Here is a 14,489-nt window from a genome sequence, read left to right on the forward strand (position 1 = left end):
GACCGGAAAGGGTCCGGCATGGATCCCGGATCTCCGCTTCGCTTCGTCCGGGATGACCTGCGTTTTCCGAAACATCTTCCAGGAAGCCGCGACCGGCGTGCGATGAGGCATGCCGCTGGCGGCTCTCCGTGCCTGCAGGATCATCCGTGACCCGTTCCAGCGACCAGCTTGTTTTCGTTCCCCTTGGCGGCCTCGGCGAGATCGGCATGAACGCTGCCCTCTACGGCTTCGGGCCGGAAGGGCGGCGAAAATGGATCCTGGTCGATTGCGGCCTGTCCTTCGCCGGGCCGGAGGCGCCGGGCGTCGACATCGTCCTGCCCGACCTGCGCTATATCATCGAGGAGCGGGCGAACCTCATCGGCATCGTGATCACCCACGCCCATGAGGATCATATCGGCGCGCTCGCGGCGCTCTGGCCGAGCCTGCGCGCCCCGGTCTACTGCACGCGATTCGCCGCCGGCCTGCTCGGCACGCGCCGCCTCTCGGAGCCCGGCGCGCCCAAGGTCGAGATCAATGTCGTGCCGCAGGGCGGGCGCATCACGCTCGGCCCCTTCGACATCGAGTTCGTGCCCGTCGCGCACTCCATCCCCGAGTCGAACGCGCTCGCCATCCGCACCCCGGCCGGCCTCGTCGTCCATACCGGCGACTGGAAGATCGACCCGACCCCGCGCGTCGGCCTGCCGACCGATGAGAAGCGCCTGCGCGAGCTCGGCGAGGAGGGCGTGCTCGCCCTGATCTGCGACTCGACCAACGTGATGCGCGACGGCACCAGCCCGAGCGAGGCCGATGTCGCGGCCAAGCTGAAGGAACTGGTCGCCTCCGCGCCGGGCCGTGTCGCCGTCACCACCTTCGCTTCCAATGTCGCAAGGCTGCGCGCCGTCGCCGAAGCGGCGATGGCGAATGATCGCGAGGTCGTCGTCGTCGGACGCGCCATGGACCGCGTCATCGATGTCGCGCGCGAATGCGGCTATCTCGACGGCATCCCGTCCTTCCGCCCGGTCGATGCCTATGGCTACCTGCCGCGCGACAAGGTCGTGGCGCTGGTCACCGGCAGTCAGGGCGAGCCGCGCGCCGCGCTCTCGCGCATCGCCGCCGACGACCATCCCGAGATCGCGCTTTCGGCCGGCGATCGCGTGATCTTTTCCTCGCGCACCATCCCCGGCAACGAGAAATCGGTCGGCAACATCCTGAACGCCCTGGCGCGCGACAACATCGAGATCATCACTGACCGCACCCATCTCGTGCACGTGTCCGGCCATCCGCGCCGTGAGGAGATGGCCAGGCTCTATGGCTGGCTGAAGCCGCAGATCGCCATCCCCGCCCATGGCGAGGATCTGCACCTCGCCGAGCATGAGAGCTTCGCCCGCAGCCTCGGCGTCAAGCATGTGCTGCGCACCGTCAATGGCGATGTCGTCGCGATCTCGGCCGAGGGGGCGCGGAAGATCGACGAGGCGCCGCATGGCCGGCTCTATCAGGATGGCAGCCTGCTGGTGAATTCGCTGGAGAAGACGATTGCCGAGCGCCGTCGGCTCTCCTTCGCCGGCATGGTCTCGGTCGCGGTCGCGGTCGACGAGAAGGGTGGCATCGCCGGCGAGCCGGAGATCGCCATCCTCGGCCTGCCGCCACGCACGCAGGACGGCACGGATTTCGAAGAATACGTCGCCGACACCGTCGCGGAACTGCTCGACGGCATTCCCAAGGCCCGCCGCCGCGACCCCGAGGCTCTGCGCAATGCGCTGGAGCGCGGCGTTCGCAGCGCCGTCAACGAGGAATGGGGCAAGAAGCCCCAGGTGCATGCGCTGGTGATCGAGGTCTAGAGTAGGATCTCGTATGGTCACGCGCCGTCATTCCGGACGCAGCGAAGCGGAGATCCGGAATCCATCATCAGGCGGGACATCGCCCTTCGATGGATCCCGGATCGGCGCGGCTGCGCCTTGGCCGGGATGACGTGGCGTTTCCGAGGATGGGTGTGAGCGGGAAGAGAGACATGATCGGACGCCTCAACCACGTCGCCATCGCCGTGAAGGATCTCGCGGCCTCGACGGCGCTCTATCGCGACACGCTCGGCGCGCGCGTCTCGCAGCCGCAGCCCGAGCCGGAGCACGGCGTCACCGTCGTCTTCGTCGAACTGCCCAATACCAAGGTCGAGCTGCTCGAGCCGCTCGGCGCCGATTCTCCGATCGCGAAGTTCCTCGAGCGCAACCCGGACGGCGGCATCCATCACATCTGCTACGAGGTCGACGACATCCTCGCCGCCCGCGACAGGCTGAAGGAGCAGGGCGCCCGCGTGCTCGGTTCCGGCGAGCCGCGCATCGGCGCCCATGGCAAGCCGGTGCTGTTCCTGCACCCCAAGGATTTCCTCGGCACGCTGGTCGAGCTGGAGCAGGCCTGAGCCATGTCCGACATCAGCTTTCTCGGCCAGCCTGAACCCGGCTCGCCGCGCCCCTTCAGCGCCGCGACGGTCGCCGGCGGCCTCGTCTTCGTTTCCGGGCATTCCGCGCCGCATGATCCGGCGCGCGGCATCCATCGCGGCACGACACCGGCCGAGGAGGTGCGCAACGCGCTGGGCCGGATCGCCGAGATCCTGGCAGAGGCGGGCAGCGCTCTCGATCGCGTCGTCCAGATGACGATGCTGATCACCGATCCGGCCGACTACGCCGCCTGCAACGCCGAATATGTGAAGCATTTCCCGAACGGCCTGCCGGCGCGCCACACGGCCCGTTTCGGTGTTCCGACCGAGGCGCGCGTCGCCTTTTCCTGCATCGCGCTGACAGGGACCACGCCATGACCATCGCCAGCGCGCTTGCGGTCTATTTCATCATCTGGTGGACGGTGCTGTTCGCGGTGCTGCCCTTCGGCATCCGCAGCCAGCAGGAAAGCGGGGAGGTCGTCGACGGCACCGAGCCCGGCGCGCCGGTCCTGCCCGGGCTGCTGAAGAAGGCGGCGATCACCTCGGTCATCGCGGCCGTCATCTTCGTCTTCGTCTGGTATATCTGGGCGAATTACGACTTCTGAAGCGGCCGCTGCGTTCTCAAGCGCGCTTTTCAGCTCGGTCACCGTCATCGGGCGCCGTTGCAGAATTATCTCATCCGGCGGCTCTTCTCGTCGCACGCTGGGCGGGGCTCCCGCTCACGTCGATCACCTGCTATCGCTGTCGTCGAAGAGCTTTGGTGCCTCGAGGTAGACTTTGCCTAAGTAAGTCCGGTCTCAATCCAGTTCACCCGTACAGCCGATGGCGAAATGCCGTCGGCGTATGAATGCGTTCGTCGGGTGGTGGCGAGAGACCGGTTTGGCACTGTTCAAATGGGCCAGCACAGCTCCCGCTGTCTCTGCTCTTCGACCATCACGACACCGCCATACCGCGCCCGGCAAGGGTCTCTCTCGCGCCATCTTGGTGAACTTCCGAACGGAAGACCAAGACGACTATGTGCAGAGCACTTCGGGTCCGTTGGACCATCACGCCCAAAACCGCCCCCCGGCCTTGGATTGCTTGTAGCGGTTGCGGCGGGCTGAAAGCCTTCCAATCCAGTGGGAAGATCCGGCTCAACGCCAATGGCCGCAAGCTTGACGCCTGGCTCATCTACAAATGCGTGGATTGCGAAAAAACCTGGAACCGTCCGCTCTTCGAGCGACGCAACCTTCGCGATATCGACCCTTCGGTTCTGGAGGCGCTTCAGTCCAACGATCCGCAATGGATCCGGGCAGAAGCGTTCAATCTCGATGCATTGAGGCGCAAGTCGCAACGCATCGACGAGTTCTCCGAGTACGACATCTTGAAGGATGTCGTATGTGAAGCGCCCTGTTGGACGGAACTGGAGATCGCGCTGACGGTGCCGCTTCAGGTCGGCACGCGCCTCGATCGTCTGCTGGCGTCCGAGCTGGCGGTTTCGCGCACACGGCTTCAGGAACTCCACGACCTGGGCAGGCTTCGGATCGATACGCAGCGCAGCGATGCTCTGCGACGTCACATCCGAACCGGGACCGTGGCAAGTTTTGATCTGTCGCCGGAGCCCGATCGGGAACGGCTCTGGAGATCCCGGGCAACGGAAGCCGTGCTTTAGTTCTTGGCGCGGGGGCCGGCTTTCGAGCCCCCATGCCTTCCACGGCTTCGCCATGATCGAAAGAACGGCTCGGGCGACGAAGCGGCAGCGAAAAAAGGGCGGTTCGAGCCCGCCATTCGCAGTCGCCATATCGATTCAGGCTGGGGCGTCCCTCACGCGGCGCCTCAACGGGAGCCCCAAAAGAAAAAAGGCAAGGCCGCAGCCTTGCCTTGGTGAGTCCGCCTTTTTCCGCAGTATCGGCGTACGTCTATGTGCGTACGACTTGCATACTAGCGGGCGTTCGTTCCTCCCGAGACCTGGTCCGCGGCGCCTTGCCTTAACAAAGCGTGCCCAGCGCAAGAAGGATTAGCCGATTGTGACGGAGTTGTCATCAGTTTAGGCACCTCCAGCCTCAACTTTTTGCAAATTCATTCTCGGCTGCACTTGTGCAGTGCAACAAGGCTGGATTCGCGGCCGCCGCATGCCTTGTTCCGGCCAAAGGATATCGCTACTGACCGAAAGGTCGCCGCCTCATTTGCGGCCATGGAGATCTTCATGCTGCGCAGCTCGCTCGCCGCTTTTGCCCTTCTCGCCTCGCTCGGCTTTGCCCAGGCCCAAACTGCCGCGCCGAAGCCCGATCCCGACAACACCGTGGTGCTGACCACCAAGGACGGCCCGGTGACGATCCGCCTGCGGCCCGATCTGGCGCCGAAGCATGTCGCGCAGATCAAGGCGCTGGTGAAGCGCGGCTTCTATGACGGCGTCGTCTTCCACCGCGTCATCGACGGCTTCATGGCCCAGACTGGCGATCCGACCGGCACCGGCACCGGCGGCTCCGACCTGCCGAACATCCCGGCCGAGTTCAGCCAGACGCCCTACAAGGTCGGTTCCGTCGGCATGGCGCGCTCGCAATCGCCCAATTCCGCCAACTCGCAGTTCTTCATCTGCTACGAGGGCTGCGGCTCTCTGACCGGCAGCTACACGCTCTTCGGCGAAGTCGTCTCCGGCATGGATGCCGTGCGCAAGATCAAGAAGGGCGCGCCCGGCAGCGGCCAGGTCACGAACCCGGACAAGATCGTCTCCATGCGGATGCAGGCCGACGCCAAGTAAGCGGGCCAAGTAAGCCGGCCAAGTCAGGCGTGAGCGTCTCCGGCGGATGGGGCAGGCTGGTGCAAAGGAGCAGGCCATGCGCCCTCTCGTCTTGACTGCCTTTCTCCTCGGCGCGGCGCTCGCGCCGGCCGCCGCGCAGGAAACGCTCGATCTCGGCCGGCCACCGCCCTCCGGCTCGCAGAATCCGGTTCTGCCGCCGCCTTCCGGCTCGCAGAACCCGATCCTGCCGCCGCAGAGCGGCCAGCGCTACGCTCCGGGCGTCGGTGGGCCGTTCAGCGGCAACGACATCCCCGGCATCGATCAGCGCCGGATCGGCCCGTCTCGCCTCAGGGGCGGCGCGGGCGAGATCGGCCTGATCGGCGACGTCTCGCCCCAGACGCCGAACGAGCCGGGTGAGGCCGTCGACAAGCTCACCGATATCGCGCCGGCCCTGCGCCGCTGCTGGCAGCCGCCGCCGCTGCCGGGCGACCTGACCGGCGCGATGGTCTCGCTCCGCTTCAGCCTGCGGCGTGACGGCACGCTGTTCGGCCAGCCGCGCGTGACCTGGGAAACCCGGCGCGGCGATCCCGCGTTCCAGAGACGCTTCAGCGAGTCCGCCGTTGCCGCCGTGCATGCCTGCACGCCGATCAGGTTGTCGAAGGGCCTCGGAGCGAGTATCGCGGGGCGACCCTTCATCATACGCTTCCACGGCCACGTGCCGCTTAACGAAAGGCAGAGCTGATGTCGCTCGATCCAGAAAACACCATCGTCATGGAGACGACCAAGGGCAAGGTGGTCATCAAGCTGCGCCCCGACCTCGCTCCGGGCCATGTCGAGCGCATCAAGACGCTCGCTCGCGAGGGCTTCTATGACGGCATCGTCTTCCACCGCGTCATCGACGGCTTCATGGCGCAGGTCGGCTGCCCCCATGGCACGGGCACCGGCGGCTCGGACTATCCTGACCTGAAGCAGGAATTCAACGCCGAGCCGCATGTCCGCGGCATCTGCTCGATGGCCCGCTCCCAGAACCCGAACTCGGCCAACAGCCAGTTCTTCATCGTCTTCGACGATGCCCGCTTCCTCGACAAGCAGTACACCGTCTGGGGCCAGGTCGTCGAAGGGATGGAGAATGTCGACAAGATCAAGCGCGGCGAGCCCGTGCGCGATCCCGACTCCATCGTCTCGATGAAGGTGATGGCCGACGCGGCCTGATCGCTTCGCTCAACCCGAGCCCTCGTTCCGGGAGATGCGGCGCCAGCCGCGCTCGACGCCCGGAATGAGGGCTCTTTGCGTTTGAAGAGAGATGTAGACCGATGGATGTCGGCCTCTTCGATTTCGATCTGCCCGAGGACCGTATCGCGCTGAGGCCGGCAAGCCCGCGCGATGCGGCGCGTCTGCTCGTGGTGCGTCCTGACGCAGCCCAGCCCTTCGCCGATCTCGGCATCCGTGACCTGCCGTCCCTGCTGCAGCCGGGCGACGCGCTCGTTCTCAACGATACCCGTGTGATTCCCTCGCGCCTGCGCGGCCGGCGCTATCGCGGCGAGGATTCGGCACGCGTCGAGATCATGCTGCACAAGCGCGAGAGCGAGGATCGCTGGCGCGCCTTCGCCCGCCCGGCCAAGAAGCTGGCATTGGGCGAGACCGTCATGTTCGACGCGGACGGCGCCAGCAATGCCTGCGAGCTCGGCCGCCTGCAGGCCGAAGTCCTGGAGAAGGGCGAGGGCGGCGAGGTCGAGTTGCGCTTCAGCCTGACCGGCGCCTATCTCGACGAGGCGATCGCGCGGCTCGGCGAATTGCCGCTGCCGCCCTATATCGCCGGCAAGCGGCCCGCCGACCACGCCGATGCCAGCGATTACCAGACCTCCTACGCCCGTCATGAGGGTGCTGTCGCGGCGCCGACGGCTGGCTTACATTTCACGCCGGAGCTGTTCTCAGGTCTCGAAGCACGCGGCGTCTCCCGCCATTTCGTCACGCTGCACGTCGGCGCCGGCACCTTCCTCCCGGTCAAGGCTGATGACACCGACGAACACCGCATGCATGCCGAATGGGGCACGGTCTCGGCGGAGACGGCGGCCGCGCTCAACGCGGTGAAGGCGAGGGGCGGGCGCATCGTCGCCGCTGGCACGACCTCGCTGCGCCTCCTCGAAAGCGCGACCGGCGAGGACGGGGCGATCCGGCCCTTCTCCGGCGACACGGCGATCTTCATCACGCCGGGCTATCGCTTCCGCGCGGTCGACGTGCTGATGACCAATTTCCATCTGCCGCGCTCGACGCTGTTCATGCTCGTCTCCGCCTTCTGCGGACTCGACGTGATGAAACGCGCCTATGCCCATGCGATCGCTGAGCAATACCGCTTCTACAGCTATGGCGACGGCAGCCTGCTGTTCAGGGCGGGCTGACCGCAGCCGTCATGCTCGGGCTTGACCCGAGCATGACGGAAACCAGTGCTTTCTCGTCTTGAGATCTCGGGTCCGCGCTTCGCTTCGCCCGAGAATGACGCTTCCAGTCTCAGTTCCCCGGCAGCGGCGGCACGCCCTTCTGCCATTCCGGCCAGTCCGTCACGATGTGATCGACCACGCGCGAGCCGGCCGCTTCGATATTGGCGACGGTTTCGGCGAAGCCGCCGGCGGTCTGACCCGGCGCCGGGTCGAGATGCTGCAACGTCGTCTCGTTCGGGTTGCCCTGGTCGAAATTGACCGCGCCGCGCAGGCTCAGGACACGGTCGGTGCCGAATTGGCGCTTGATCACCAGCGTGATCGCCGCCGCCTCCATCTCGGTGATGACATAGTCGTCGGCGCCGTAGAGCTTGGCGATGTACTGGGCCTCCTTCGACAGGCCGGGGCCGTGGAAGAAGGTGTCGCCGGTCATATGCGTGCCGGTCGTCACGGCCGGCGCAGCCTGCGCGCGCTTCTCCGGATAGCGCATGCGGTATTGCCGCGCCGCATCGGAATCCTGCAGGTTGGTGCCCTGGCTCAGCTTGACGGCCCAGCCGACCAGCGCCGGGTTGAGCTGGAAGACGCGGTAGCTCTCATAGCCCTTGCGCGGCATGAAGACCGGCTCGCCCGGCTTGCCTTCCTCCGGCGCCCAGCGATGGCCGAGATCGTAATCGACGAGCCAGCTCGCCCAGGAGACGTCGCCGATGGTGCCGCGCGAGGGCGGCGTGCCGGCGACGCCGCTCAGGATGAAATAGGCCTGCGAGAAGTCATAGGCCGGATCGAGCAGGATCGCCTGCATCGAGGAGGAGGAGTTGACTTTGCCCATGCCGAGCACGGCCCCGCAGACGCCGTCATCGTTGCAATAGATCGGCTTCAGCGCGCCTTTGACGGCATGGGGCGGGCTTTTCATCCAGTAGCGCTCGTACCAGTGCTGGAATTCGCCGGCGCGATCGCCCGTATTCTCGCCGATCTCGAACATCGCCGCGACGAAGACCTTGACCTTGACCGGCTCCGAGGCGGCTCTCGCCGGCAAGGTGACGGTGCCAAGGGCAAGGGTGGCAAGGGCGAGAGCAGCCATGCCGTAACGCGAAATGATGTTCTGAGCCATGTCGGCCTCCGCAGCGGCGATCTGCCCGCTTTCCAGCGAGTCACAGCAAGCCTCGTGCCGTGTTCTGCCATGGCGGCGGCCGGGCCGTCCATGTCGATGCTGCAATCTGCGACGCCACGGTCGTTGAACCGGCTCGCATTCCGGCCGTGAAAATGCTACCGGGCTCCCAACAGGGATTTTGACAGTCAAATGGCCGATATTTTTCGCGAGATCGATGAGGAAGTCCGCCGGGACAAGGCGGCGCAGTTCTGGAAGAAGTACGGCTGGGCCGCTGTGGCGCTGGCCGTGCTTGCCGTCATCGGCATGGCCGGCTGGCAGTTCTGGCAGCACCAGCAGAATCAGGCAGCGGCGGCCGTTGGCGCGCGCTTCGAGGCGGCGCTGAAATCCTCGCGCGACGGCGATAGCACCCAGGCTGAGTCGATCCTGAAGGAGCTCGCCGCGGGTGCACCGGCCGGCTATCGCGAGATCGCCCGCTTCCGTCTCGCCGCCGAGACGGCCAAGAACGATCCCGCCGCCGGCGCCACCGCCTTCGACGCGCTCGCCAATGACGGCTCGCTCGACCAGAGCTATCGCGACCTGGCCCGGCTGCGCGCCGGCATCCTGCGCGTCGATCTCGTTCCCTATGCCGAGATCAAGCAGGCGCTGGAGCCGCTGGCGACGCCGCAGGGCATCTGGCGCCATTCCGCGCGCGAATTCCTCGGCGTCTCGGCCCTGAAGAACAACCTCTTCGAGGATGCCGGGCGCTGGTTCGACGCCATCGTCACCGATCCGGCGACACCGCAGGCCGAGCGTCAGCGGGCCGACCTCTACCTCGCGCTGGTCCGTGGCGGGCCGGTGACGGTGCAGAACTAGAAAAAACCCTTATCATCGCGCGCGTCATCCCGGCGACCGCAGGGAGACCCGGGATCCATGCCTGAGCGTTTCCAGCTAAGGTTCAGGCAATGGATCTCGGCTCTGCGCTTTGCGTGGCTGGGATGACGACGGAAGATGTGAAGCGAATGACAGCCATCGTTGCCCTCATCGGGCGCCCCAATGTCGGCAAGTCGACCCTGTTCAACCGGCTCGTCGGCAAGAAGCTCGCGCTGGTCGATGACCGCCCGGGCGTGACGCGCGACCGCCGCGAGGGCGACGCCTCGCTCGGCCATCTGCGCTTCAAGGTCATCGACACCGCCGGTCTGGAAGAGGCCGACAAGGATTCGCTTCTCGGCCGCATGCGCGCCCAGACCGAGATGGCGATCGCCCAGGCCGATGTCGTCGTCTTCATGATCGACGCCCGGCTGGGCCTGACGCCGATGGACCAGCCCTTCGCCGAATTGGTGCGCCGCTCCGGCAAGCCGGTGATCCTGCTGGCCAACAAGGCCGAGGGCAAAAAGGGCGCGGACGGCATCATCGACGCCTATTCGCTCGGGCTCGGCGATCCCGTGCCGTTCTCGGCCGAGCATGGCGAGGGCACTTCGGATCTGCTGGAAGCGCTCGCCCCCTTCATCGACGATGAGCCCGATGAGGATGGGGAAGAGAGCGAGGCCGCCTGGGAGAACGTCGCAGGCGAGGGGACCGAAGAGGATATCGATCCGGACCGGCCGCTGCGCGTCACCATCATCGGCCGGCCCAACGCCGGCAAGTCGACGCTGGTCAACCGCATGATCGGCGAGGAGCGGCTGCTCACCGGCCCTGAGGCCGGCATCACCCGCGACACCATCTCGGTCGACTGGGAATGGCGCGGCCGCAAGGTCAAGCTCTTCGACACGGCCGGCATGCGCAAGCGCGCCCGCATCGAGGAGAAGCTGGAGAAGCTCTCCGTCGCGGATTCGCTGCGCGCCATCCGCTTCGCCGAGGTCGTGGTCGTGCTGCTCGATGCGACCATTCCTTTCGAGAAGCAGGATCTGACGCTGGTCGACCTGACCGAGCGCGAGGGCAGGGCCGTCGTCATCGGCCTCAACAAATGGGACCTTGTCGCCGACAAGCAGGGCCTGCTCGCCGAACTCAAGGAGAAGGCCAACCATCTGCTGGCGCAGGTGCGCGGCGTGCCGATCATCCCGCTCTCGGGCCTCGCCGGCGAGGGCATCGACCGGCTGATGCAGGGCGTGTTCTCGGCCTATGAGGTGTGGAACCGCCGCGTCTCGACCGCGCGCATCAACCGCTGGCTCGAAGGCGTTCTCTCGGCCCATCCGCCGCCGGCGGTGGCCGGGCGTCGCATCAAGATCCGCTACATGACGCAGGCCAAGGCCCGGCCGCCGACCTTCGCTCTGTTCGGCAATCAGCTCGACCACCTGCCGGTGTCCTACACCCGCTACCTCGTCAACAATCTGCGCGAGGCCTTCGAGCTGCCGGGCACGCCGATCCGGCTGCATACGCGCGGCGGCCACAATCCTTACGACAAGGAACGCAAGGGCTGATGCGTGTCGCGGTCGTGGGCGCCGGCATCGCCGGTCTTTCGACCGCCTGGTCGTTGAACCGGCGCGGGCATGCGGTGACGCTGTTCGAGCAGGCACCGCAGATCCCCAACCACTACGCCGCTTCCGGCGACCAGCACCGCGTCCGCCTACACCTTCACCGCCGACAAGAAGTTCCTCTCGCGGCAGATCGGCCGGGTCACGGTCGTCTCGGCCTGTTCGGGCCACGGCTACAAATTCGGCGCCGCCGTCGGCAGGCGGGTCGCTGCGGCGGTCGAGAGCGGCGATCAGGCCGGGTTGCTGCGCTGGCTCAGGGCCGAGTGACGCCGGCTGGCTTGCCCGCGTCGCGCGCCGAGAGCTCCTCGGCCTTCGCCTCGTCTGCCCGAGCCCCGTCCTCGTCTTTTGCGGCATGCCGGGCCGCGGCGCGGAACCGGTAATTCGCGTCCGATTCGGGCGCGAGACGGATCGCCTCGCTGAAGTCGGCGATGGCACGGGCCGTGTCGCCTCTGTTGAAATAGGTCAGGCCGCGGACCGTGCGCGCCTTTTCCAATCCCGGGGCGAGGGCGACAGCGCGATCGAGATCGGCGAGCGCCTTGTCCGCTTCACCGAGCGAGGCCTGGATCGAGGCGCGCGTTACGAGGAACTCTGCTTGCGCAGGGTCGAGACGGATGGCGGTGTCGAGATCGCTCAAGGCCCGCGGAAGATCCCGCATGTAGAATAGATGGGCCTTTCCGCGCTTCCAGAAGGCGACCGCGAGCGTCGGCGCAAGCGCGATGGCGCGGTCGTAATCGGCGAGCGCTCGCGCGTAGATTGCGCCCGTTCCCGGCGCCAGCAGGTCTGCGCGATCGAGCAGGGCCGCGGCGAGCGCGTCACCTGCGAGACCGCCCTTGTCGATCAAGGCATTGCAGGCCGCCAGAGCCCGGTCATGGCGGGCGATGCTCTCCAGCGGATCGAGGGCCGCTTCCGTGAGGCCGGAGCGACAGGTTTGGCGCAAGTCCGAAATGGCCGGGCGAGGAGATGCCGCCCCGTCATCGGCAAGAGCATGCCCGGTGGTCAGGACCATAGCCGCGCCGAGGGCCGGGAGGGAAAGCGGACGCCAGACGAAACCTGCGAGCATTCTGCCTCCGATGGTCGGGAGCGGCGAGACGCTCTCAGGCCGGCATCTGCGGCGCCAGCACCTTGCCTTGCGGGAAGTCGAAGATCTTGCCGCTGTCGGCCCAGTCCGGCGAGGCCAGCGTGACGAGATGCGGCGCGAGATCCTCCGGCGTCTTCAGCGTCGCCGGGTCTTCGCCCGGCATCGCCTCGGCACGCATCTTGGTGCGCAGCGGGCCGGGATTGACCAGCATGACCTTGACCGGGGTCGTCGCCGTCTCAGCCGCATAGGTGCGCCCCAGAGCCTCCACAGCCGCCTTGGAGATCGAGTACGGCCCCCAATAGGCCAGGCATTTATGCGCCGCGCCCGAGGAGAGCAGGATGACGCGTCCAGCGTCGGAAGCGCGCAGCGCCGGATCGAGCGACTTGATCAATCGCCAGTTGGCCGTGACGTTGATGTCGAGCACCTTGGCCCAGTCCTTCTCGGTCACGTGGCCGAGCGGGGAGAGGGAACCGAGAACGCCGGCATTGGCGAGCAGGATGTCGAGCTTGCCCCAGCGCTCCAGCAGCGCAGGACCGAGCTTCTCGAGCCCGCCCGCATCGGCGAGGTCGAGCGGCACCAGCGTGGCGCTGCCGCCGAGCGCGTTGATCTCGTCGTCCAGTTCCTCGAGCGCGCCGGTGGTGCGGGCGAGCGCCACGATATGGGCTCCGGCTGCGGCGAAAGCCAGCGCCGCCGCGCGACCGATGCCGCGCGAGGCGCCGGTGACGAGCGCGATGCGCCCCTGCAAAGGCTTGGACATCAGACGCCGCCGGTTCAGCCGGCTTCGGCCAGCAGGGAGATCTGCTGCTTGGCGCTCTCGCCGATCACGTCGGTCAGCGAGGTCGGGTAATCGCCGGTGAAGCAGTGGTCGGTGAATTGCGGCCTCAGCGGATCGCGCCGCTCATGGCCCATGGCGCGATAGAGCCCGTCGACCGAGATGAAGGCGAGCGAGTCGGCGCCGACGAACTGCCGCATCTCCTCGAGCGAATGCGTCGCGGCGAGCAGCTTCTCGCGGTCGGGCGTGTCGATGCCGTAATAGTCGGGATGGGTGATCGGCGGCGAGGAGATGCGGAAATGCACCTCGCGGGCGCCGGCCTCGCGCATCATCTTGACGATCTTGAAGGAGGTCGTGCCGCGCACGATCGAATCGTCGACCAGCACGATGCTCTTGCCTTCGACCACCGAGCGGTTGGCCGAGTGCTTCAGCTTGACGCCGAGCTCGCGGACCTTCTGCGTCGGTTCGATGAAGGTGCGCCCGACATAGTGGTTGCGGATGATGCCGAGCTCGAAGGGGATGCCGCTCGCCTGCGCATAGCCCAGCGCGGCCGGCACGCCCGAATCCGGCACCGGCACGACCACATCGGCATTGGCGGGGGATTCCTGCGCCAGCACGGCGCCCATCGCCTTGCGGCGCTCATAGATGCTGCGGCCCTTCACGATGGAGTCGGGCCGGGCGAAGTAGATGTATTCGAAGATGCAGGGCCGTTCCGCGATCGGCGGGAAGGGCTTGTGGCTTTCGATGCCGCTCTCGGAGACGATAAGCACCTCGCCGTTCTCGACCTCGCGGATGAACTTGGCGCCGATGATGTCGAGCGCGCAGGTCTCGGAGGTCAGGATCGGACAGCCGTCGAGCTCGCCCAGCACCAGCGGGCGGATGCCAAGCGGATCGCGCGCACCGATCAGCTTCTTGTTGGTCATGCCGACGAAGGCATAGGCGCCCTCGATCTGGCGGATGCCCTCGACGAAACGGTCGACGAAATTCTGCTTGCGGCTGCGCGCCACCAGATGCAGCAGCACCTCGGTATCGGAGGTCGACTGGTAGATCGCGCCGTCGCGCACGAGGTTGCGGCGCAGCGTCAGCCCGTTGGTGAGGTTTCCGTTATGCGCCAGGGCGAACCCGCCGCCATGCAGCTCGGCGAAGAGAGGCTGGACGTTGCGCAGGATGGTCTCGCCCGTCGTCGAATAGCGGACATGGCCGATCGCCTGCTTGCCCTTGAGCTTGTCGATGACGCTCGCTTCCGAGAAGGCATCGCCGACGAGGCCGAGCCGCCGTTCCGAGTGGAAGCGGGTGCCGTCGAAAGAGACGATGCCCGCCGCCTCCTGCCCGCGATGCTGGAGCGCATGCAGGCCCAGCGCCGTCAGCGCCGCGGCATCGGCATGGCCGTAGATCCCGAAGACGCCGCATTCCTCCCGCAGCCGGTCGGCGTTGGGATCGAAGGCGGTCTCCGTCTCGGTCGGCGAGATCATGGCGAGCTCCACACGGGGTTTAGAGGCGAACTTTCTACGCGCTAA

The 14,489-nt window shown here is 66.7% G+C and carries 15 protein-coding genes and 1 pseudogene; 12 read left to right on the forward strand and 4 right to left on the reverse strand.

Annotated elements, in window-relative coordinates; translation table 11 throughout:
* Positions 1-146: 146 nt before the first annotated feature.
* The 9 genes from AB6806_RS05125 to queA all read left to right on the forward strand — a co-directional run bounded on the left by AB6806_RS05125 (position 147) and on the right by queA (position 7,528).
* Entirely contained in the window at positions 147-1,817 is a 1,671-nt protein-coding gene (locus AB6806_RS05125) for a ribonuclease J (RefSeq protein WP_038367681.1), read from the forward strand.
* A 170-nt stretch (positions 1,818-1,987) separates the two neighbouring features.
* Positions 1,988-2,392, forward strand: coding sequence for a methylmalonyl-CoA epimerase (gene mce, locus AB6806_RS05130; protein WP_038367679.1), 405 nt, complete (start codon positions 1,988-1,990; stop codon positions 2,390-2,392).
* A gap of 3 nt (positions 2,393-2,395) precedes the next feature.
* A complete protein-coding gene (locus AB6806_RS05135; RefSeq protein WP_113253091.1) occupies positions 2,396-2,788 on the forward strand; it encodes a RidA family protein in 393 nt (130 codons plus the stop codon).
* The gene (locus tag AB6806_RS05140) at positions 2,785-3,015 is read left to right on the forward strand and encodes a DUF1467 family protein (RefSeq protein ID WP_113253092.1); all 231 of its coding nucleotides are present in this window, start codon (positions 2,785-2,787) and stop codon (positions 3,013-3,015) included. The genes AB6806_RS05135 and AB6806_RS05140 overlap by 4 nt, the downstream gene beginning before the upstream one ends.
* 410 nt (positions 3,016-3,425) lie before the next feature.
* Positions 3,426-4,061 carry a DUF1062 domain-containing protein gene (locus AB6806_RS05145; protein ID WP_113253093.1) on the forward strand — a complete coding sequence of 212 codons (636 nt, stop codon included), beginning with the start codon at positions 3,426-3,428 and terminating at the stop codon, positions 4,059-4,061.
* A 534-nt stretch (positions 4,062-4,595) separates the two neighbouring features.
* The gene (locus AB6806_RS05150) at positions 4,596-5,150 is read left to right on the forward strand and encodes a peptidylprolyl isomerase (protein WP_038368701.1); all 555 of its coding nucleotides are present in this window, start codon (positions 4,596-4,598) and stop codon (positions 5,148-5,150) included.
* A 76-nt stretch (positions 5,151-5,226) separates the two neighbouring features.
* Entirely contained in the window at positions 5,227-5,871 is a 645-nt protein-coding gene (locus AB6806_RS05155) for a hypothetical protein (RefSeq protein WP_370954223.1), read from the forward strand.
* The gene (locus tag AB6806_RS05160) at positions 5,871-6,341 is read left to right on the forward strand and encodes a peptidylprolyl isomerase (RefSeq protein WP_038367672.1); all 471 of its coding nucleotides are present in this window, start codon (positions 5,871-5,873) and stop codon (positions 6,339-6,341) included. The genes AB6806_RS05155 and AB6806_RS05160 overlap by 1 nt, the downstream gene beginning before the upstream one ends.
* A gap of 101 nt (positions 6,342-6,442) precedes the next feature.
* Complete coding sequence (queA, locus tag AB6806_RS05165; protein WP_142020830.1) at positions 6,443-7,528, forward strand: tRNA preQ1(34) S-adenosylmethionine ribosyltransferase-isomerase QueA; 1,086 nt, start codon at positions 6,443-6,445, stop codon at positions 7,526-7,528.
* 109 nt (positions 7,529-7,637) lie between these two features.
* Here queA and AB6806_RS05170 read toward each other — a convergent pair whose 3' ends face one another.
* Entirely contained in the window at positions 7,638-8,672 is a 1,035-nt protein-coding gene (locus tag AB6806_RS05170; RefSeq protein WP_142020831.1) for a purine-nucleoside phosphorylase, read from the reverse strand.
* A gap of 189 nt (positions 8,673-8,861) precedes the next feature.
* Between AB6806_RS05170 and AB6806_RS05175 the strand changes: the two genes are divergently transcribed.
* The 3 genes and pseudogenes from AB6806_RS05175 to AB6806_RS05185 all read left to right on the forward strand — a co-directional run.
* The gene (locus AB6806_RS05175; RefSeq protein ID WP_113253097.1) at positions 8,862-9,524 is read left to right on the forward strand and encodes a tetratricopeptide repeat protein; all 663 of its coding nucleotides are present in this window, start codon (positions 8,862-8,864) and stop codon (positions 9,522-9,524) included.
* A 146-nt stretch (positions 9,525-9,670) separates the two neighbouring features.
* Positions 9,671-11,068 carry a ribosome biogenesis GTPase Der gene (der, locus tag AB6806_RS05180; RefSeq protein WP_142020832.1) on the forward strand — a complete coding sequence of 466 codons (1,398 nt, stop codon included), beginning with the start codon at positions 9,671-9,673 and terminating at the stop codon, positions 11,066-11,068.
* Positions 11,068-11,187, forward strand: a pseudogene (locus AB6806_RS05185) (FAD-dependent oxidoreductase); the annotation flags it as partial. The gene der and the pseudogene AB6806_RS05185, both read left to right, overlap by 1 nt.
* Positions 11,188-11,375: 188 nt before the next feature.
* Here AB6806_RS05185 and AB6806_RS05190 read toward each other — a convergent pair.
* The 3 genes from AB6806_RS05190 to purF all read right to left on the reverse strand — a co-directional run bounded on the left by AB6806_RS05190 (position 11,376) and on the right by purF (position 14,444).
* Complete coding sequence (locus tag AB6806_RS05190; RefSeq protein ID WP_370954224.1) at positions 11,376-12,059, reverse strand: tetratricopeptide repeat protein; 684 nt, start codon at positions 12,057-12,059, stop codon at positions 11,376-11,378.
* A gap of 157 nt (positions 12,060-12,216) precedes the next feature.
* Positions 12,217-12,957: an SDR family NAD(P)-dependent oxidoreductase gene (locus AB6806_RS05195; protein ID WP_142020835.1), complete on the reverse strand. Its 741-nt coding sequence runs from the start codon at positions 12,955-12,957 to the stop codon at positions 12,217-12,219.
* 14 nt (positions 12,958-12,971) lie between these two features.
* Positions 12,972-14,444 (reverse strand): amidophosphoribosyltransferase, encoded by a 1,473-nt coding sequence (purF, locus tag AB6806_RS05200; protein ID WP_112762120.1) that lies wholly within the window; start codon positions 14,442-14,444, stop codon positions 12,972-12,974.
* Positions 14,445-14,489: the final 45 nt, after the last annotated feature.

The sequence above is a fragment of the Allobosea sp. RCC_152_1 genome (assembly GCF_041360765.1).
Taxonomy (GTDB): Bacteria; Pseudomonadota; Alphaproteobacteria; order Rhizobiales; family Beijerinckiaceae; genus Allobosea; species Allobosea spartocytisi.

Excerpts from the sequence above, each read along its gene's own strand:
- queA (WP_142020830.1), top strand. The coding sequence starts at position 6,443 with ATGGATGTCGGCCTCTTCGATTTCGATCTGCCCGAGGACCGTATCGCG.
- AB6806_RS05160 (WP_038367672.1), top strand. The coding sequence starts at position 5,871 with ATGTCGCTCGATCCAGAAAACACCATCGTCATGGAGACGACCAAGGGC.
- mce (WP_038367679.1), top strand. The coding sequence starts at position 1,988 with ATGATCGGACGCCTCAACCACGTCGCCATCGCCGTGAAGGATCTCGCG.
- AB6806_RS05140 (WP_113253092.1), top strand. The coding sequence starts at position 2,785 with ATGACCATCGCCAGCGCGCTTGCGGTCTATTTCATCATCTGGTGGACG.
- der (WP_142020832.1), top strand. The coding sequence starts at position 9,671 with ATGACAGCCATCGTTGCCCTCATCGGGCGCCCCAATGTCGGCAAGTCG.
- AB6806_RS05170 (WP_142020831.1), bottom strand. The coding sequence starts at position 8,672 with ATGGCTCAGAACATCATTTCGCGTTACGGCATGGCTGCTCTCGCCCTT.
- AB6806_RS05135 (WP_113253091.1), top strand. The coding sequence starts at position 2,396 with ATGTCCGACATCAGCTTTCTCGGCCAGCCTGAACCCGGCTCGCCGCGC.
- AB6806_RS05145 (WP_113253093.1), top strand. The coding sequence starts at position 3,426 with ATGTGCAGAGCACTTCGGGTCCGTTGGACCATCACGCCCAAAACCGCC.
- AB6806_RS05175 (WP_113253097.1), top strand. The coding sequence starts at position 8,862 with ATGGCCGATATTTTTCGCGAGATCGATGAGGAAGTCCGCCGGGACAAG.
- AB6806_RS05150 (WP_038368701.1), top strand. The coding sequence starts at position 4,596 with ATGCTGCGCAGCTCGCTCGCCGCTTTTGCCCTTCTCGCCTCGCTCGGC.
- AB6806_RS05195 (WP_142020835.1), bottom strand. The coding sequence starts at position 12,957 with ATGTCCAAGCCTTTGCAGGGGCGCATCGCGCTCGTCACCGGCGCCTCG.
- AB6806_RS05155 (WP_370954223.1), top strand. The coding sequence starts at position 5,227 with ATGCGCCCTCTCGTCTTGACTGCCTTTCTCCTCGGCGCGGCGCTCGCG.
- purF (WP_112762120.1), bottom strand. The coding sequence starts at position 14,444 with ATGATCTCGCCGACCGAGACGGAGACCGCCTTCGATCCCAACGCCGAC.